16 protein-coding genes are annotated in these 19,169 nt (G+C 65.6%); 9 read left to right on the top strand and 7 right to left on the bottom strand.

Going from position 1 to position 19,169, the window contains the following annotated elements; translation table 11 throughout:
- The 3 genes from Q7514_RS00430 to Q7514_RS00420 all read right to left on the bottom strand — a co-directional run bounded on the left by Q7514_RS00430 (position 1) and on the right by Q7514_RS00420 (position 4,420).
- Complete coding sequence (locus Q7514_RS00430; RefSeq protein ID WP_330131311.1) at positions 1 to 2,424, bottom strand: glycoside hydrolase family 65 protein; 2,424 nt, start codon at positions 2,422 to 2,424, stop codon at positions 1 to 3.
- Positions 2,425 to 2,465: 41 nt separating this feature from the next.
- Positions 2,466 to 3,281 (bottom strand): trehalose-phosphatase, encoded by an 816-nt coding sequence (otsB, locus tag Q7514_RS00425; RefSeq protein ID WP_330131310.1) that lies wholly within the window; start codon positions 3,279 to 3,281, stop codon positions 2,466 to 2,468.
- Positions 3,282 to 3,346: 65 nt separating this feature from the next.
- On the bottom strand, positions 3,347 to 4,420 hold the full coding sequence (locus Q7514_RS00420; protein WP_330131309.1) for a helix-turn-helix domain-containing protein: 1,074 nt from the start codon (positions 4,418 to 4,420) through the stop codon (positions 3,347 to 3,349).
- Positions 4,421 to 4,544: 124 nt separating this feature from the next.
- On the opposite strand from Q7514_RS00420, the gene Q7514_RS00415 reads away from it, so the two are divergent.
- Entirely contained in the window at positions 4,545 to 5,006 is a 462-nt protein-coding gene (locus Q7514_RS00415; RefSeq protein WP_330131308.1) for a 6,7-dimethyl-8-ribityllumazine synthase, read from the top strand.
- 250 nt (positions 5,007 to 5,256) lie between these two features.
- Here Q7514_RS00415 and Q7514_RS00410 read toward each other — a convergent pair whose 3' ends face one another.
- Positions 5,257 to 6,399, bottom strand: coding sequence for an MFS transporter (locus Q7514_RS00410; RefSeq protein ID WP_330131307.1), 1,143 nt, complete (start codon positions 6,397 to 6,399; stop codon positions 5,257 to 5,259).
- On the bottom strand, positions 6,396 to 7,289 hold the full coding sequence (locus tag Q7514_RS00405; RefSeq protein ID WP_330131306.1) for a PAC2 family protein: 894 nt from the start codon (positions 7,287 to 7,289) through the stop codon (positions 6,396 to 6,398). Before Q7514_RS00405 ends, Q7514_RS00410 begins: the two co-directional genes overlap by 4 nt.
- Before the next feature lie 51 nt (positions 7,290 to 7,340).
- On the opposite strand from Q7514_RS00405, the gene metH reads away from it, so the two are divergent.
- The 6 genes from metH to hisG all read left to right on the top strand — a co-directional run bounded on the left by metH (position 7,341) and on the right by hisG (position 14,661).
- Complete coding sequence (gene metH / locus Q7514_RS00400; RefSeq protein ID WP_330131305.1) at positions 7,341 to 10,910, top strand: methionine synthase; 3,570 nt, start codon at positions 7,341 to 7,343, stop codon at positions 10,908 to 10,910.
- Complete coding sequence (locus Q7514_RS00395) at positions 10,903 to 11,616, top strand: HAD family hydrolase (protein WP_330131304.1); 714 nt, start codon at positions 10,903 to 10,905, stop codon at positions 11,614 to 11,616. The genes metH and Q7514_RS00395 overlap by 8 nt, the downstream gene beginning before the upstream one ends.
- A gap of 2 nt (positions 11,617 to 11,618) precedes the next feature.
- The gene (gene trhO / locus Q7514_RS00390; protein WP_330131303.1) at positions 11,619 to 12,482 is read left to right on the top strand and encodes an oxygen-dependent tRNA uridine(34) hydroxylase TrhO; all 864 of its coding nucleotides are present in this window, start codon (positions 11,619 to 11,621) and stop codon (positions 12,480 to 12,482) included.
- Position 12,483: 1 nt separating this feature from the next.
- A complete protein-coding gene (locus Q7514_RS00385; RefSeq protein WP_330131302.1) occupies positions 12,484 to 13,371 on the top strand; it encodes a pseudouridine synthase in 888 nt (295 codons plus the stop codon).
- A gap of 38 nt (positions 13,372 to 13,409) precedes the next feature.
- Entirely contained in the window at positions 13,410 to 13,691 is a 282-nt protein-coding gene (locus Q7514_RS00380; protein WP_199233311.1) for a phosphoribosyl-ATP diphosphatase, read from the top strand.
- 100 nt (positions 13,692 to 13,791) lie between these two features.
- On the top strand, positions 13,792 to 14,661 hold the full coding sequence (gene hisG, locus Q7514_RS00375; protein WP_330131301.1) for an ATP phosphoribosyltransferase: 870 nt from the start codon (positions 13,792 to 13,794) through the stop codon (positions 14,659 to 14,661).
- 46 nt (positions 14,662 to 14,707) lie between these two features.
- Here hisG and Q7514_RS00370 read toward each other — a convergent pair whose 3' ends face one another.
- Positions 14,708 to 15,544 carry a thioesterase family protein gene (locus Q7514_RS00370; RefSeq protein WP_330131300.1) on the bottom strand — a complete coding sequence of 279 codons (837 nt, stop codon included), beginning with the start codon at positions 15,542 to 15,544 and terminating at the stop codon, positions 14,708 to 14,710.
- Positions 15,545 to 15,711: 167 nt separating this feature from the next.
- On the opposite strand from Q7514_RS00370, the gene Q7514_RS00365 reads away from it, so the two are divergent.
- Entirely contained in the window at positions 15,712 to 16,563 is an 852-nt protein-coding gene (locus tag Q7514_RS00365; protein WP_330131299.1) for a tRNA (adenine-N1)-methyltransferase, read from the top strand.
- A 27-nt stretch (positions 16,564 to 16,590) separates the two neighbouring features.
- Here Q7514_RS00365 and Q7514_RS00360 read toward each other — a convergent pair whose 3' ends face one another.
- On the bottom strand, positions 16,591 to 17,097 hold the full coding sequence (locus Q7514_RS00360) for a nuclear transport factor 2 family protein (protein ID WP_330131298.1): 507 nt from the start codon (positions 17,095 to 17,097) through the stop codon (positions 16,591 to 16,593).
- A gap of 195 nt (positions 17,098 to 17,292) precedes the next feature.
- Between Q7514_RS00360 and arc the strand changes: the two genes are divergently transcribed.
- Entirely contained in the window at positions 17,293 to 19,074 is a 1,782-nt protein-coding gene (arc, locus tag Q7514_RS00355) for a proteasome ATPase (RefSeq protein WP_330131297.1), read from the top strand.
- The last annotated feature ends 95 nt before the right edge of the window (positions 19,075 to 19,169 follow it).

Below are 19,169 nucleotides of genomic sequence, written 5' to 3'. Positions count from 1 at the left end.
TCAGGCGGGCAGGGGAGCGGTCGGGACCCGGAACTCGTGCGATTGCCCCGCGCCGAGCTGCACCGTCTCTCCGTTCACCCCGACCTGCACCGGCACCCGGAACCCCTCGGCCTCAGCACGCACCGTCAACGTCTCACCGGAGATCTGCACCCGCAGCGGGGTGCCCCGATAGCGCATGGAGAACGACACCCCGTCGAGGTGAGGGAGCAGCCGGGGCCGGAACACCAGCACACCGTCGTAGATCCGGGCACCGACGTAATAGCGCTGCACCAGATCCAACGTCCCGGCCATGACACCCATGTGGATCCCCTCCTTGGTGGTACCGCCCTGCAGATCGCTCACATCGCTCTCGAGCGCCACCTTGAACCGCTCCCACGACGACTCGGGATCGAACCCCGCCAGCACCCCCGCGTACGCGACGAAACTGAGCGTGGACCCGTGTGAGGAGCGCTCGTCGTAGTAGTCGACCGTGCGCCGCACGAGATCCCGGTCGTACTCGTAGCGGAGACGCTCGAAGATCGGCCTCAACTCGTTGTCGTCGAACAGGAAGAACAGCATCACCGCATCCGCCTGTTTCGACACCTTGAAACGATTGGGATCGTGCCCCTCGGCACGCAGGATCCGGTCCATCCTCTGGATGTTCGAGTACTCCGCGCGATAGTGATCCCAATCGATCTCGTCGAGTTTCTCGTAGCCCTCGAACTGACTGATCACCCCGTCGTGGAACGGGACGAACATCTTCCGGCTCATCTCCGACCAACGGTGCAACTCTTCGTTGGTCACCCGCAACGCTGCTCGCAGCGCCGTCTGCCTGCTGGTCGACAGCAGTTCGAGCACCTCGATCGCCTTCGCCGCAATCCACGCCACCATCACGTTCGTGTATGCGTTGTTGTGCAGCCCGGCCTCGTCCGAGTCAGGGTAGCGCTCGTGGAACTCGTCGGGCCCCATCACCCCGTGGATCTCGTAGCGATCCCGTTCGGGGTTGTACTCGGCAATCGACGCCCAGAACCGGGTGATCTCGAGCATCATCTCCGCGCCCTGGTCGGCAAGGAACTCGAAGTCGTCGGTCGCCTGGTAGTACCTCCACACGTTGTAGAAGATCGCCGCACTCACGTGTCGCTGATGACGGCTCAGATCCGGATCCCACAGACCCGACAGCGGATTGAGATGGACGAGCTGGGTCTCCTCCGTACCGTCGGATCCGCTCTGCCACGGGTACATCGCGCCCCGATACCCGGCCTCGGTCGCTGCGGCCTGAGCCTCGGACAACCGCCGGTACCGATACATGATCAGCCCTTTGGTGACCTCCGGGATCCTCAGATCCAGAAACGGATACACGTACAACTCGTCCCAGAAGACATGCCCACGATAGGCCTCGCCATTGAGTCCGCGGGCCGGAACACCCGCATCCAGACGCGACGTGTGACGGGAACACACCTGAAGAACATGCGAGACGTGCAAGCGCAGCAGCAACTGCGTGCGGGGCTCCCTGGGCAGCCGGATATCGCAGACGTCCCACAGTTCATCCCAGGCCGCGGCATGCTCGTCCCAGGCCGCGGCGAAATCGGAGTAACGCAACACATGTCGGCCGGCGGACGCGAGCGGCTCGGTGATCGCATCGTCACGCGAGGTGAACATCGACACGATCTTCTCCACGCGGACCGCGCTACCCTCGGCGACGTCGAAGGCCAGGACCTGCTGGATGTAGTCCTCCATCTGATACAGGTCGCGGTCGACGTCGATGGGCTCGGTGTTGCTGCCGGAGAACACCCGAGTGCGTGCGGCCTGAGCGATGTAGATGTCCGACTGCCGGATCTGAACTTTCAATGCGATCGTGTCAGGACCGAAGGTGCGAGGTGTGACCGGATCGAGATGGCGCCCCTCGAGATCGCGATAACGGGCTACCGCACGATTCGACACACGACCGTCGATCGCCGAGACGATCTCGACGCGGCCGGCCCAGTTCTCGGGGGTGAGTGTCCACTCGAGTGCACCCTGATGCGAATGCGCCATGCTGACGAAACGTCGACTCACCAAAGACGTCTCACGGCCGTTCCGATCCCGGAAGCGAACTTCTCGGATGACCGTCGCGGTGCGGATGTCGTACACGTGCCGGTAGGACAGCACCTCGGCATTCGACAACCGGATCGCGTCCTCGCCGTCGATGCGCAGTTTGAGAACCAGCCAGTTCGGGAGATTGACCAGATCCTCGTTGTGGACGGGACTTCCGCCCATGATGGTCGTCTCGCGGTTGTAGCAGCGGTGCGCGTAGGTGCCGGGGTAGTGGACCTCGCCCGTGTCCTCCCACTCGGCGGCGCCGCGGGTACAGAAGTACCCGTTGCCGGTCGAGGTCATCGATTCCCTCAGGCCCTCCGCCTCGGGATCGAACCGGTCGTACTCGAGACTGAACTCGGGGTCGTACACGGACTACCTCCTGCCGGCCGAACCGTTCGGCTACATGATCGTCATCTACCCAGCTCGGAAAGGAAGCGTGCCACGTCGTCCACCGACGCGAGCCCGAATTCGGCTGCGGTGACCCGATTCTTCATTTCGGGGTCATCGGGGCTGCCCACGAGAATCCCGATTCCTGTGCCGCGGACAGCAGCGAACGCGTCCTCGTCCGTGATGTCGTCGCCGAGGTACATCGGGACGATGTCGTCGGAGTCGAGGCCGAGCACGTCGATCAGGTGCAGGACGGCCTTGCCCTTGTTCCAGTCGACTGCCGGCCGCAGTTCGTACACCATTTTCCCGGGAATCAACTCGAGTCGATCAGGCAACTCGTCGAGTAGCGCGTGGACGACATCGCGTGTGTGCTGACGTGCCTGCGGCCCGGCGTTCCGGTAGTGCACAGCCACCGAGGCCTGCTTCGGTTCGAGGGTCACCCCGTCGGTGTCGGCGAGTCGTTCGCGCAGCGTCGCGGTGGTGTCGGCGACGAGTTCGGTGAAATCGCCGAGGGAATCGGGGGAGATCACGCCCTGACCGGGCTTCCAGATATCGAAGCCGTGACTACCCGCGACGGTGAGATCGTCGATGCCCATCAATTGCTGGACGACGTCGCGGTCGCGACCGGTGACGATGCACACGGGGCAGCGGTCGGCCAGTTTCCGGACAGTGGTGCGCATCGTGGCGGACAGGACTGCGTCGTCGGGCCTGTCGACGATGGGGGTGAGCACGCCGTCGTAGTCGAGGAATACCGCCGGCCTGTGTTCGCCCAATCGACTTGCCAATGCAGCAGAGTCGAGCGCTGAGGGGAGGTCCCCGACCGCCGACGTGGAATCCATCTCGGCCGAACCTCCTGTTGTGCGTGTGCTGCCACCTCGAACCGTACAGGCACCCGGCGAGCGGGTCAGTGGATGGGGCGACGCCAGTGCGCTTCGTCTGCGGTCAGGCGTGCACGCATGTGTTCGGCGGCTTCCTGATCGCGGAACGGGCCCGACAGCAGGTCTGCGTACACGTGCGACGGCGCCACGCTTCGCAGAGACCGCGCGCGATCCATGCGGTCGAACACCACCGGCGACCACGGAATCGCGACCACCACGTCGCCACCGCGGTCCACGGGGCGCAGTCCCAATGCGCCGGCGAAGTCGTCGGGGTCGTCGGCATACAGTTCCAGGACGTCGGAGTCTGCGTAGTCGGTGGCACCGACACCGCTGAGGGCGTAGGTGATGTCGATTCGCTCGGCGAGTTGGTTCCGCACGATCTCGAGGCCGTCCGGCGCTGCGAAGCGACGGGTTGCGCACATCTTCCGATCCGCGGCCCAGGCGCGCAGCATCTGTTCCCACCGCACTTCGGTGATGCCCCCGCGGGGGATGCGCCGGATGAACTCCCGCTCCATGAGGACCTCCACCACGCGGTAGGTGGCGCCGGTGGACGCGCCGGAGAGCTTGATCAATTCCGGCACGGTCATTTCACCGGAGTGGTCGGCGAGGGCGCGGACCACTCGGTCGGAAGGTTCTCCGGTCAGCACACCGGAGGGGCGTCCCGGGCCCCGCCACGGATCTGCGTCGGCTCCGCGATTGCGCACCCATACTGCGGGCCGGGACGCGACCAGAGTGAGGTTTCCGGTGGCGTCTGCGTAGGAGATGCCGTGCTGGTCGAGTTGCCGGCGCACGGGATCTGACAGGTAGTGCGCGCACACGAAGCCACGGTCGGAGTCGGAGAGTTCGGCTGCGATGCGCGCGACGTCGCCGCTGAGGACGCCTCGGGACGCGACGATCGCGAACGACACCGACTCACCTTCGGGGGAGGTGACGACCAATCGCTGGGGAGCCTCGGGGGAGCGGGGTCTGTCGCTGGACATCGTCCATCCCAGGGGAAGGCAGGCTTCGAGGCAGACCGCCGCGCGGCGGTAGATGTCGATCGGCCGTTCCGGCTTGGGGCCCGCGGCCTCGATCGTATCCGGTGAGTCCTGGTGCGCCACATCCACCACACTAACAGTCTGTACGAGACGGAAACCCAGAATAAACAAAATAGTGGTGCTGTCGTGCACGTCACATCGGTACAAGCCGCAAAGTGGGGTAGGTCGATGCGCTAACTTCATCGACATGAGTGACACCGCGCGCCGTATCGCGTTCATCCAGGCCACATGGCATCGCACTATCGTCGACCAGGCGAAGGAAGGATTCACCGACGAGATCGTCGCGCTGGGGTACGCGAAGGACTCGCTGGACTTCTTCGAGGTTCCCGGTGCATTCGAGATTCCTCTGCACGCTCAGCGCCTCGCTCACTCCGGGCGGTACGACGCAGTCGTCGCGGCGGGGCTCGTCGTGGACGGTGGCATCTACCGACACGACTTCGTGGCCAGAGCCGTGATCGACGGTCTGATGCGCGTGCAGCTCGACACAGGTGTTCCGGTGTTCTCGGTTGTGCTCACCCCGCACCACTTCCATGAGCACGAGGAGCACATCAACTACTTCACGCGCCACTTCGTCACCAAGGGGGCGGAAGCGGCACGTGCAGTCGATGCGACAGTGAAGTCACTACGCGCACTCCCGACGGGGGAGTAGTAGCGATCCGGAGGCTCTCGGCTTCGGTGGGGAAGTAGGCCCACACCACGACGGGCATCGAGCCGCTTGGGAGCGCACTGTGGCGGGCACGAGCGGTCGGTGGCTCCTGGATCGAGCGACTCGCTATGTATGAAGACCGGCCCGGCGTGGCGACTCTCGAAATATTCTGAACCATACGGAAAAGCTTGAAAAACCGAATATTCACCGCTATGAGAGCCTCCCTCACCGACCGCTCTGACAAGAGCGGTGTTCAGCGGTCGGTCGTCGACGCCGGATCCGACGGCATCATCAGCGGCGCCATCACTGCGAGCAGCACAGCGGGGACGACGAATGCCGCGGTCGGGTGGGTGGCATACAGGGGAGTCAACGCGGCAGGAGCGATGGCCGCGCCACCGAAGCGGAATGCCAGGACCACAGAGACCGCGCCACCCCGATTACCTCCGGAGTCGCCCAGGACTGCGGCGTTCGCCGCGACCAGGACGCACTGCGAGGCAATACCGGCGACGAACCACACCGCCGCGATGACGGCGATGCTTCCCAACGTTCCTGCCGCGACCAGGAGGACAGCGCCGGACACTGCACCGAGGAGGACCGAGCGTTGCGCGCCGATTCGGTCGATGAGCGTTCCCACACGACGGGCCGTGAGGATCCCTGCCAGCCCGAAGACCGTGAGCAGCGCACCTCGGCCTGCAGGGGAAAGACCGAAGTCGTCTTCGACACGGAATGCCAGGAGAAACCCCAACCCGCCGAGTGCGCCGAAGCCGAGGAGCGCGACCACTCCGACCCGGAGTACGCGTGGACGTAGGGCGTCCCGTAGCCGAGCCGGACCTTCCTCGGCTTCGTCCATACGATCGGGCAGGCCGATCACGGCGAGTACGACGGCAGCGGCGGCGAGGACGACGAATGCCCATCTCCAGTTCACTTCCGCGGCGAGACCGCCGACGAGCGGTGCTGTGGTCTGCCCGGCCGCCTGCATCGCGCCGAACAGGCCGAGTGCACGCCCCAGCGACTCACGTGGAGTGATCGCTGCCAACGCTGCGAGCAGCAGGGGAGTGGTGAACGCGTTTCCCGCACCCTGCAGCATGCGAGCGCCTATCAGCAGCGAGAACGTCGGCGCGAGTGCCGCAGCGACCGAGACCACCGCGTACACCACGTAGGCGGTACGCACAGTCCGCAACCGACCCCAGCGTGCGCCGAGGGTTCCGGAAAACAACATGAACACGGCGAACACGCCCAGGTACGCGGTGACCGTGGTCGCGGCGACTCCGGCGGACACTCCCGTGTCGTCTCCGATCTCGGGCAGCATCGACACGACGACGCCACCACCGAACGGGCCGAGGAATCCGCCGACGTACAGTGCCGCGCGCTGGAGCGATTCGCGGTATCCGCTCACTGAGCGAACCCGCCGGGGCCCCTTCGTCGCAGATAGCGTTCGAACTCGGCGGCGAGCGCGTCGCCGTCGATATTGGAGATCACATCGGAGATATCGGTTTCGGCGTCGCCGCGTTCTTCGAGACCGCGCACGTAGTCGGTGATGTCTTCGTCGTCCTCGGTCATCGAGGTGACGGCCTCTTCCCATTCCTCGGCGAGCGCGGGGAGTTCACCGAGTGGGACCTCTACGTCGAGGACGTCTTCGACGCGGCGCAGCAGAGCGACCGTGGCCTTGGGGTTCGGTGGGTTCGACACGTAGTGGGGGACGGCCGCCCAGAAGGACACGGCGGGGATTCCCGCGCGCACGCACGCGTCCTGCAGAACCCCGTTGATGCCTGTCGGCCCTTCGTATCGCGATTTCTCGAGGTTGAACCGCTTGGCGGCGTCGGCGCTGTAGGCGGTGCCGGTCACCGGTACCGGGCGAGTGTGCGGGGTGTCGGCGAGCAGTGCACCGAGCACCACGACGGTGTGGATTCCCAGGTCGTCGATGAGTTCGAGGATCGCGTCGCAGAAGCTGCGCCAGCGCATGTTGGGTTCGATACCGCGTAGCAGCACGATGTCGCGGTCGCTGCCCGGCGGGGAGCACGCGGACAGGCGGGTCGCGGGCCACTCGATCTGTCGGGTCACGCCGTCGACGAGGCGGGCCTGGGGGCGGTTGACCTGGTAGTCGTAATACTCCTCGGAGTCCAGTTCGGCGAAGGGTTCGGCGTCCCAGATCAGTTCGAGGTGCTCGACAGCCCCGGTGGCGGCGTCGCCGGCGTCATTCCATCCTTCGAACGCGGCGACGAGCACCGGGTTGCGGAACTCGGGAACGGCCTGCTCCGGGGTCTCGGGATACTCACGTGCACTCACCCATCCAGCCTACGGCCGGGTGCGGTTTGTGCGCCCACTACTCTGGTTGCCATGTCCACCCCACTGAACTCTGCCTTGTTCGATGCGCTGAAACAGCGTGTTGTCATCGGAGACGGGGCGATGGGCACCATGTTGCAGGCTGCGGATCTGTCGCTCGACGACTTCCTTGGCCTGGAGGGGTGCAACGAGATCTTGAACGAGACTCGACCCGATGTGATCAAGGGGATCCATCGGGCGTACTTCGAAGCCGGGGCCGACATCGTCTCGACCAATACTTTCGGCTGCAACCTGCCCAACCTCGCCGATTACGACATCTCCGACCGCATCCGCGATCTCTCCGAGCGCGGCGCCCGGCTCGCACGGGAGGTGGCAGACGAGATGGGTCCGTCCGCCGACGGGGTACCTCGGATGGTGCTGGGTTCGATGGGTCCGGGCACCAAGTTGCCCACCCTCGGCCATGCGCCGTTCGATGTGCTGCGAGATGCCTACGGCGAAGCCGCGTTGGGCATGCTCGACGGTGGTGCCGACGCGATCCTCGTCGAGACCTGTCAGGACTTGCTGCAGGCGAAGTCCGCGATCATCGGCAGCCGCCGCGCGATGGAGCAGGCAGGCCGGCGGATCCCGATCATCGCCCATGTCACGGTGGAGACCACCGGCACGATGTTGCTCGGATCGGAGATCGGAGCAGCGCTCACCGCGTTGGAGCCGCTCGGTATCGATCTGATCGGGCTGAATTGTGCGACGGGTCCCGCCGAGATGAGCGAGCATCTGCGGTACTTGTCGCAGCATGCCCGCATCCCGGTGTCGGTGATGCCGAACGCCGGTCTGCCGGTGCTCGGTAAGAATGGGGCCGAGTACCCGCTGCTGCCGAACGAGCTTGCGGAGGCGCTCGCCGGGTTCGTGTCGGAGTTCGGGCTCGCGCTGGTCGGTGGGTGCTGCGGTACGACGCCGGAGCACATCCGTCAGGTCGCGGAGGCTGTACGCGAGGCGCAGCCGGCGATTCGGGCCCCGCAGCACGAGCCGGGTGTGTCGTCGCTGTACACGGCGGTGCCGTTCGAGCAGGACGCGTCGATTCTGATGATCGGTGAGCGCACCAACACGAACGGGTCGAAGGCGTTCCGTGAGGCGATGATCGCCGCGGATTGGGAGAAGTGCCTCGATATCGCCAAGGATCAGATCCGCGACGGTGCGCACATGCTCGACCTCAATGTCGACTACGTGGGTCGCGACGGTGCACGCGACATGTCGGAGCTCGCGTCGCGGTTCGCGACGTCGTCGACGTTGCCGATCATGATCGACTCGACCGAGCCGGACGTGATCCGGGCGGGTCTCGAGCATCTCGGTGGCCGGTGTGCCGTGAACTCGGTGAACTACGAGGACGGTGACGGGCCGGGGTCGCGGTTCCAGCGGATCATGGCGCACGTCGTGGAGCACGGCGCGGCGGTGGTCGCGCTGACGATCGACGAGGAAGGTCAGGCACGAACGGCTGCGCACAAGGTGCGTATCGCCGAGCGCCTCATCACGGATCTGACCGAGAACTGGGGTCTCGAACCCGACGACATCATCGTCGACGCGTTGACGTTCCCCATCTCGACGGGGCAGGAGGAGGTGCGGCGCGACGCGATCGAGACGATCGCGGCGATCCGCGAGCTCCACCGCCTACATCCGCGGGTGCACTTCACCCTGGGCGTGTCGAATGTGTCGTTCGGTCTGAACCCGGCAGCGCGGCAGGTGCTGAACTCGGTGTTCTTGAACGAGTGCACCGAGGCGGGCCTCGACACCGCGATCGTGCACGCGTCGAAAATCCTGCCGATGGCCCGGATCCCCGACGAGCAGCGACAGGTCGCGTTGGATCTGGTGTACGACCGGCGCAGCGAGGGCTACGACCCGCTGCAGAAACTGATGGAGCTGTTCGAGGGGGTGTCGGCGGCGTCGGCACGTGAATCCCGCGCGCAGGAGCTCGCTGGCTTGCCGCTGTTCGAGCGTCTCGAGCGGCGGATCGTCGACGGTGAGCGCAACGGTCTCGAAGCCGACCTCGACGAGGCGATGACGACGGTGCCGCCGCTGGCGATCATCAACGACACCTTGTTGTCGGGGATGAAGACGGTCGGTGAGTTGTTCGGGTCCGGGCAGATGCAGTTGCCGTTCGTGTTGCAGTCCGCTGAGGTGATGAAGGCAGCCGTGGCGCATCTCGAGCCGCACATGGAGTCGACGGGCGACGACGGCAAGGGCCGGATCGTCCTGGCGACCGTCAAGGGCGATGTGCATGACATCGGTAAGAATCTCGTGGACATCATTTTGTCGAACAACGGGTACGAGGTGGTCAACCTCGGTATCAAGCAGCCGATCTCGACGATTCTCGAAGCAGCAATCGACAAGCGCGCCGATGTGATCGGCATGTCCGGTCTGTTGGTGAAGTCGACCGTGGTGATGAAGGAGAACCTCGAGGAGCTCAACTCCCGGGGTGTCTCGGAGCAGTTCCCGGTACTTCTCGGTGGTGCGGCCCTCACGCGGAGCTACGTCGAGAACGATCTCGCCGAGGTGTATTCGGGTGAGGTGTCGTACGCGCGCGACGCGTTCGAGGGACTGACGCTGATGGATCGTGTGATGGCGATCAAGCGCGGCGAGGGTCCGGATCCGAACAGCCCGGAGGCGCTCGAAGCCGCGCGCAAGGCGGCCGAGCGTAAGGCGCGGCACGAGCGCAGCAAACGGATCGCGGAGAAGCGCAAGGCGGAGGAGACTCCGGCGGTGATCCCCGAGCGCAGTGACGTGGCGGCGGATCTGCCGGTGCCGACGCCCCCGTTCTGGGGGACACGGGTGGTCAAGGGGATCGCGTTGGCCGAGTATGCGTCGTTGGTGGACGAGAGGGCGTTGTTCCTGGGCCAGTGGGGTCTGCGGGGCCAGCGTGCCGGTGACGGTCCGACGTATGAGGAGTTGGTGGAGTCGGAGGGTCGGCCGCGGTTGCGGTATTGGCTGGATCGGTTGTCGACTGAGGGCATTCTGCAGCACGCTGCGGTGGTGTACGGGTACTTCCCGGCGGTGTCCGAGGGTGATGATGTGGTGATCCTGACGGAGCCGCGTCCGGATGCTCCGGAGCGGTACCGGTTCACGTTCCCGCGTCAGCAGCGGTCGCGTTTCTTGTGCATCGCCGATTTCGTGCGGTCGCGTGAGGATGCGGTCGCGTCGGGTGAGGTCGATGTGTGGCCGTTCCAGTTGGTGACGATGGGTCAGCCGATTGCGGATTTCGCGAACGAGTTGTTTGCGTCGAACTCGTACCGCGACTATCTGGAGGTGCACGGTATCGGTGTGCAGTTGACCGAGGCGCTGGCCGAGTACTGGCATCGGCGGGTCCGGCAGGAGCTTGCGTTCTCCGGTGGCGGCACGGCCGCGGACGAGGATCCGGACGAGGTGGCCGAGTACTTCAAGCTCGCGTACCGGGGCGCTCGTTTCGCTTTCGGTTACGGCGCGTGCCCGGAGCTCGAGGATCGGATCAAGCTCGTCGAGTTGCTCGAGCCCGAGCGGATCGGGGTGGAGCTGTCGGAGGAGTTGCAGTTGCATCCCGAGCAGTCCACCGATGCGTTCGTGCTGCACCACCCGGAGGCCAAGTACTTCAATGTCTGAGTTGATCGGCGACGCACCCGCTATCTCGAATCGGGCGGGTGTGTTGCAGGCGGTGTTGTGGGACATGGACGGCACGCTGCTCGAATCGGAGCAGTTGTGGGACATCGGGATGCGCGAGCTGTCGCTGCATCTCGGTGGGCCCATGTCGGAGGAGACCCGGATCTCGACTATCGGGGGTCCGCTGGATCTGTCGGTGTGGCGGACGTTCGACGGCCTGGGGCTCGACCCGACGCCGGATGAGCAGACTGCCGCGGAGGACTGGCTCAACGCGTACATGTCGGGGTTGTTCGCGCAGGGTTTGCCGTGGCGTCCGGGTGCGCGAGACGCGTTGGGCTCGGTTCGTGCCGCGGGCCTCGGTCAGGCGTTGGTGACCAACACCGGCCGGATCTTGTGCGATGTCGCGCTCGACACCCTCGGTCGCGATCACTTCGATCACACGGTGTGCGGGGACGAGGTTCCCGCGGGCAAGCCGGATCCTGCACCGTATCTGAGGGCAGCGGAGTTGCTGGGTCTCGATCCGGCGCAGTGTCTCGCGGTCGAGGATTCGCCGACGGGTGCGGCGGCTGCGGATGCGGCGGGCTGCACGGTGTTGGTGGTGCCGTCGCTGACGACGGTGCCGGGCTCGTCGCGGCGGGTGTTCCGGTCGACGCTGGAAGGTCTGTCGGTGGCAGATCTGCACGCGCTGCACGCATCCGGGCGGCAGTGATCGTGGCGGTTCCGAAGATCGTCCTGTTCTACAAGTTCACAGCGTTGCCGGATCCGGAGGCGATCCGGTTGTGGCAGCACACCCTGGCCGCGTCGAACGGGTTGACCGGCCGGATCCTGATTTCCGAGCACGGCATCAACGGCACTGTCGGGGGCAACATCGAGGCGGTGAAAAAGTATGTGCGGGGGTTGCGCAGCTATCGGGCGTTTCGTGATGTCGACGTCAAGTGGTCCGACGGCACGGGCGACGATTTCCCGCGGTTGTCGGTGAAGGTGCGGCCCGAGATCGTCACGTTCGGGGCGCCGGACGAGGTCAAGGTCGACGAGAACGGTGTGGTCGGCGGCGGGACGCATCTGTCGCCGCACGCCGTGCATGCATTGATGAGCGAGCGGGACGATGTGGTGTTCTTCGACGGCCGCAACAAGCTCGAGGCGCAGATCGGGCGGTTCCGGGATGCGGTGGTGCCGGATGTGGACACCACGCGCGAGTTCGTCGCGGAGCTGGACAGCGGCCGGTACGACCACCTGAAGTCGAAGCCGGTGGTGACGTACTGCACGGGTGGGGTGCGGTGTGAGGTGTTGTCGGTGTTGATGCGCAATCGTGGTTTCGAAGAGGTGTACCAGCTCGACGGCGGCATCGTCCGGTACGGCGAGACGTTCGGTGATGCCGGGTTGTGGGAAGGTTCGCTCTACGTCTTCGACGGTCGGATGAACGTGGAGTTCTCCGGGGACGCGGTCACGCTGGGGCGGTGCACGATGTGCGGAACGCCGACGTCGCGGTACCGCAATCATCCCGATGTCGACGGTCGGGAGTTGACGTTGGTGTGCGAGGGATGTGTTCCGGACACGACCGAAGCCGGGTCCTGACGTGGCCGCTGCGCCGTTGCCGGTGCGCGATGGGTTGGGTCCCGATCGGGTTCGCATGCCGGTTGAGGGTGCCGCGCGCACGGTACTCGAGTTTCTGCTCGACGAGTACCCGGATGAGGACTGGCACGTCCGGATTGCGGCGCGGGAACTCGTCGATGAGCACGGGCGGCACGTGGATGAGCTGACTCGGTTCCAGCCGGGCCGGTTCGTGTATTTCTATCGGGAGCCGCCGCCGGAGACGCCGGTGCCGTTCCCGGTGGAGGTGCTGTATCGCGGTGACGGGTTGGTGGTGGTCGACAAGCCCCATTTCCTGTCGACTATCCCGCGTGGTGCGCATATCCGGGAGACGGTGACGGTGCGGTTGCGGCGGGATCTGGATCTGCCGGATCTGGTGCCGGTGCATCGGCTCGATCGGATGACCGCTGGGGTGTTGTTGTGCACGAGTGATCCGGTGTTGCGGCGTCCGTATCAGGCGTTGTTCGAGCAGCAGCGGGTGTGCAAGGTGTACGAGGCGATCGCGGGGTATCGACCTGAACTGGAGTTTCCGCGCACGGTGCGGACGCGGATCGTGAAGCGGCACGGTGAGTTGACGGCGACGCAGGTGCCGGGCGAGCCGAATTCGGAGACGCTGATCGAGTTGGTGGAACACCGCGGTGGGCGGGCTCGGTATCGGTTGTATCCGCGCACAGGTCGTACTCATCAATTGCGGTTGCATCTGATGTCGTTGGATGTGCCGATCGAGGGGGACAATTTCTATCCGGAGTTCGTGCGCCGCGCGCCGGGGCAGTTCACCGATCCGTTGCAGTTGCTGGCGCGCACGTTGGAGTTCGTGGATCCGGTGAGTGGAACGGTGCGGCGGTTCGACAGTGCGCAGGAGTTGTCGTGGTGAGTGGTGCGGTGTCCTGATTGTGGGCGCGGGGGCGTGGCATGAAACAATCGGTTTCCGTGAAGACCTTCGAATCCCTGTTCGCCGAGCTGACCGAGCGTGCTGCGACCCGTCCTGAGGGTTCCGGCACCGTTGCTGCGTTGGATGCCGGTGTCCATGCGCAGGGCAAGAAGGTGCTCGAGGAAGCCGGCGAAGTGTGGATCGCTGCCGAGTACCAGTCCGATGAGGAGCTCGCTGAGGAGATCTCCCAGCTGCTGTACTGGACGCAGGTGTTGATGGTGGGGCGTGGCCTGAAGCTCGAGGACGTCTACAAGCATTTGTGACGGCCGGTGACCGCCTCTTCGGTGGCGGGTGTGCCGTCCGTGCCCCGGATGTGTCCCGATCGATCTTCTTGCCCCCCTTCTGTCCGAAAGGATTTCTTCCATGCTGCGCGTTGCAGTTCCCAACAAGGGTTCGTTGTCCGAGTCCGCCGCCGAGATTCTGCGGGAGGCCGGTTACCGCTGGCGCTCCGATTCTCGGGATCTGACCGTGATCGACCCGGTCAACGAGGTCGAGTTCTTCTTCTTGCGTCCCAAGGACATCGCGATCTATGTCGGGTCCGGTGAGCTCGATCTGGGTATCACCGGCCGGGATCTGGCCTTGGATTCGGGTGCGCCTGTCGCCGAGCGGTTGTCGTTGGGCTTCGGGTCGTCGAGGTTCAGGTATGCGGGTCCGAAGGGTCGGGCGTGGCAGATCGAGGACCTGCGGGGTCTGCGGATCGCGACGTCGTACGCGAATCTGGTGCGTAGGGATCTGGACGAGCGGGGCATCGAGGCGACGGTGATCCGGCTCGACGGCGCGGTGGAGATCTCGATCCAGCTCGGTGTCGCGGATGCGATCGCCGATGTGGTGGGGTCGGGTCGTACGCTGCGGCAGCACGATCTGGTGGCGTTCGGGGATTCTTTGTGCGACTCGGAGGGTGTGCTGATCGAGCGGGAGGCCGCGGATCGGACCGATCGGGCCCGCAACCAGCTGATCGCCCGCCTCGAGGGTGTGGTCTTCGCGCAGCAGTACGTGATGATCGACTACGACTGCCCGAAGCACCTGCTCGATGCTGCGGTGAAGGTGACACCCGGTTTGGAGTCGCCGACGATCTCGCCGCTGGCGAACGACTATTCGGTGGCGGTCCGGGCGATGGTGCCGCGTAAGGGCCACAATGCGGTGATGGATCAGCTCGCGGAGATCGGTGCCCGCGCGATCCTGGCGTCGGATATCCGGTCGTGTCGCGCGATGCGGGGCGTCACCGAGGAGTGATGTGATGACCCGCGCTGCGGGGTGAGGTGACAGGTGCGGTCGCGCGTCAGCGGGGCCGCACCTGCACGTTCTGCGTGATGCGTCCGAGCGGGCCGTGTTCGTCGTGGAGTACTCCGGTGGTCATGCCGATGCCGTCGGGGCCGACGGAGGTTTCGGCGGAGATGCCGGTCCAGTGACTGTCGGGTTCACGGAACAGGTGCACCGTGAGGTCGGTGTTGAGGAACAGCCAGTGTGCGGGGTCGAGTTTGGATCCGATGCCGTTGGCGACGTCTGCCACGGCGAAGAGTCGTTCGAGGGGTGTGACGGTTTCTCCTTCGACGAGGGCGAGGCGGGCGCGGACCCATGCGGCGGAGGGCCCGGGTACTCCGAACGGGGTCACGATGTGCCAGTCGAGGGTGTCGATGTAGCCGCTGAGCCCGAACAGAGTCATGTCGGAGGGCTCGGCGGCGGGGTCGAAGGGGGCGAGTGCCGGTTCGGAGGTGCGGGCGACGTCGGGAAGGTCGTGGGTCTGCAGGCGCCATCCGGTGCCGCGCGCAACCGCGCGGCCGGTGCCGTCGGGGGCGGTGGCCCACAGTTCGGCGACGACGAGTTCGATCTGTCGGCCGGGCCGGTCGATGCGGGTGCGTACTTCGATGTCGGTCAGCGGTACGGGGCCGAGCAGGTCGATGCAGATACGGGAGAGCCGCGCGTCGGGGCGTGGCCGGTGTCGTTCGAGGGCGCGGACGAGCAGTGCGGATGGGGGTGCGCCGTGCTGCAGGTCGGGGCCCCAGGTGCTGACGGTGTGGCGGGTGGGCCGGAAGCATTCGATGTGGGGGTCGGTGGCGGTGCCGTCGAGGGCGGTCCCGGGTGCGGGGATGGGCACGAAGTAGGCGGTGTCGCTCACGCGGGTCGGTCTCCGGGATCGTCTCGAGGATGGGTATCCGATGATGGCATGTGGGGGGTGTGGAGGGTCTCGGGTGGTCGCCTGGCAGGCTGGTGTGCGGCCTGGCACCGTGTCGGGTCTGGGCGTCACGGGTGTGACGGTTGCATGTAGGCGAAGGTGGCACGGCGATGGCAGTAGGCGGACTCGGGCGCAGCGGACCGTTCGGGGTGGGGGATCGGGTGCAGTTGACCGACGCCAAGGGCCGCAAGTACACGGTCGTCCTCGAGTCCGGTAAGGAGTTCCACACCCATCGCGGCGGGATCGTGCACGACGATCTGATCGGCACGGACGAGGGCACGGTGGTGACCTCGACGAACGGCACACCGTATCTGGCGTTGCGTCCTCTGCTGGTGGACTATGTGCTGTCGATGCCGCGCGGAGCGCAGGTGATCTATCCGAAGGATGCGGCGCAGATCGTGCACGAGGGGGATGTGTTCCCGGGAGCACGGGTGCTCGAGGCGGGTGCCGGCTCGGGTGCGTTGACGTGTTCGTTGCTGCGGGCGGTGGGCCCGGAGGGCAAGGTGATCTCGTACGAGGTGCGCGATGATCACGCGGTGCATGCTGTGCGCAATGTGGAGACGTTCTTCGGGGAGCGCCCGGCGAATTGGGATCTGACGGTCGCCGATGTCGCGTCGTACGACGTCGAGAAGCACGGGCCGGTGGATCGGGTGGTGTTGGACATGTTGGCGCCGTGGGATGCGTTGCCGGCGGTGGCGAATGCGCTGGTGCCCGGTGGTGTGTTGATCGTGTATGTGGCGACGGTGACGCAGTTGTCGAAGGTCGTCGAGGCGATGCGTGAGCAGACGTGCTGGACCGAGCCGCGGTCGTGGGAGTCGATGGTGCGGGACTGGCATGTGGTGGGGTTGGCGGTGCGGCCGGAGCATCGTATGCAGGGGCACACTGCGTTCCTGGTGTCGGCCCGCAAGTTGGCAGAGGGCACGGTCACCCCGAAGCCGCAGCGGCGCCCCAGCAAGGGCTGAGCCGCCGCCGGGCGGCGATGTGCCGGCTCACTCGCAGGTGAGGCGACCCATTTCGAGGACGGAGCAGGTGCTGTCGTCGGCGAGCAGCCACGCGTCGTCGACCTCGGTGAAGGTGAGGGTCACGGGTGCGCCGCCGTGGGGTCCGGCGATCTCGGTGACGGCGGTGACGGTGGTGTCGTCGACGCCGTTGACCTCCCCGACCGTGGCGGTGAGGGGGTAGCCGGTGAGCACCTCGTTGAACTGGGTGATCACGGCTGTGCGGGCCTCACCGTTTTCGATGACGGCGATCTTGGCGTCGACGGGGGCGGCGGGGTCGAAGAACACGTCCATCTGGGTCTGGAGTTCGGCGGCGTCGACGGGGGCCTGGGCAGTGCCGCTGGTCTCGGTGGCGGTGGTGGTCTCGATACCGGTGGTGTCAGCGCTGGTCGTGGTGGTCGCCTCGTCGCTGGTGGTGTCGCCGTCCGAGGAGCAGGCGGGCAGCACGGTGACGGCGAGGACGGTGGCCGCAGCGGCCCAGAGGGTGCGGGTGTTCACAGAAGTAGTCCTTTCGGGAACAAACGAAACGGCACGATTGTCGAGATTAGGCAAGGCTAACAGTGTGGCGACGGGCTGCGTCGCCGTGTACCCGTGACTGAGGCGACACGCGTTCGCAACACGAGGATTTCGTGTCGCCCCCCACTTTCGGCGAACTGCCGGTAGCGTGGAATGACCAAGTGGAGGGAGTCGCACATGACCTCGTCAGAGAATCCGGATTCGGGTGCTGCCGCACGGGAACTCGAAGAACTGCGCGCCGAGGTGGTCGCCCTCCGGACCAGGCTCACCGAACCGTCCGATCGCGTCCGCGACCTCGAATCGAGGCTCGAGTCGGTCACGGTACGTAACGGGAAGCTGCTCGAGACCCTCAAGGAGGCGCGTCAGCAGTTGCTCACGCTCCGCGAGGAGGTCGATCGTCTCGGTCAACCGCCCAGCGGGTACGGGGTGCTGCTCGAGTCGTTCGAGGACAGCACCGTCGACGTGTTCACCTCGGGCCGCAAGATGCGGGTGGGGGTGTCCCCGAATCTCGAGATCGACTCGTTCCGGACCGGCCAGACGGTGCGCCTGAACGAGGCGTTGACGGTGGTCGAGGTCGGTGGGTTCGAACGTGTCGGTGAGATCACCACACTGCGCGAGTTGCTCGACGACGGGCGCCGCGCGCTGGTGGTCGGGCATGCCGACGAGGAGCGGGTGGTGTGGCTGTCGGAACCGCTCGCGCAGATCGCGGCCCGCAGCCTCGATTCGTCGGTCGAGGACGTCACCGACGAGAACGGTGATCGGCTCACGTTGAGGCCGGGTGATTCGTTGCTGGTCGACAGCAAGGCCGGGTACGCGTTCGAGCGGATCCCCAAGGCCGAGGTCGAGGATCTGGTGCTCGAAGAGGTGCCGGATGTCGACTACGGCGATATCGGTGGTCTGGGTCGGCAGATCGAGCAGATCCGCGATGCCGTCGAGTTGCCGTTCCTGCACAAGGACCTGTTCCACGAATACGCGTTGCGGCCACCGAAGGGTGTGCTGCTGTACGGCCCGCCCGGGTGCGGTAAGACCCTCATCGCGAAAGCGGTCGCGAATTCGCTGGCGAAGAAGATCGCCGAGGCCCGTGGTGAGGATTCGAAGGAAGCCAAGTCCTTCTTCCTCAACATCAAGGGTCCGGAGCTGCTCAACAAGTTCGTCGGTGAAACCGAGCGGCACATCCGGATGATCTTCCAGCGGGCCCGGGAGAAGGCGTCCGAGGGCACCCCGGTGATCGTGTTCTTCGACGAGATGGATTCGATCTTCCGTACCCGCGGTTCGGGTGTGTCGTCGGATGTGGAGACGACGGTCGTGCCGCAGTTGCTCAGTGAGATCGATGGTGTCGAGGGTCTCGAGAACGTCATCGTCATCGGTGCGTCCAACCGCGAGGACATGATCGACCCGGCGATCCTGCGCCCGGGCCGGCTCGATGTGAAGATCAAGATCGAGCGTCCCGACGCTGAGGCCGCGCTGGACATCTTCTCGAAGTACCTGACGGAGCAGTTGCCGGTGCATGCCGACGACATCGCCGAGTTCGGTGGCGATCGGTCGGCGTGCGTGCGGGCGATGATCGAGCGGGTGGTCGATCGGATGTACGCGGAGTCGGAGGAGAATCGGTTCCTGGAGGTCACCTACGCGAACGGTGACAAGGAGGTCCTGTACTTCAAGGATTTCAACTCGGGCGCGATGATCCAGAACATCGTCGACCGCGCGAAGAAGTATGCGATCAAGGCGGTGCTGGACACGGGCACGAACGGGCTGCGGGTGCAGCATCTGCTGGACTCGATCGTCGACGAGTTCGCCGAGAACGAGGATCTGCCCAACACCACCAACCCCGACGACTGGGCACGGATCTCCGGAAAGAAGGGCGAGCGGATCGTGTACATCCGCACGTTGGTCACGGGCAAGAACGCGAGCGCGAGCCGCGCAATCGACACCGAGTCGAACACCGGCCAGTACCTGTAGCGGACCGGTACGCCGACCGAGGAGCCGTCATGACGCTCACGCCGACCGAGGAGCCGTCATGACGCTCACGCCGACCGAGGAGCCGTCATGACGCT

It is taken from the genome of Rhodococcus artemisiae, from assembly GCF_036327795.1.
Taxonomy (GTDB): Bacteria; Actinomycetota; Actinomycetes; order Mycobacteriales; family Mycobacteriaceae; genus Rhodococcus; species Rhodococcus artemisiae.
This window is presented reverse-complemented; position numbering and strand designations above follow the sequence as displayed.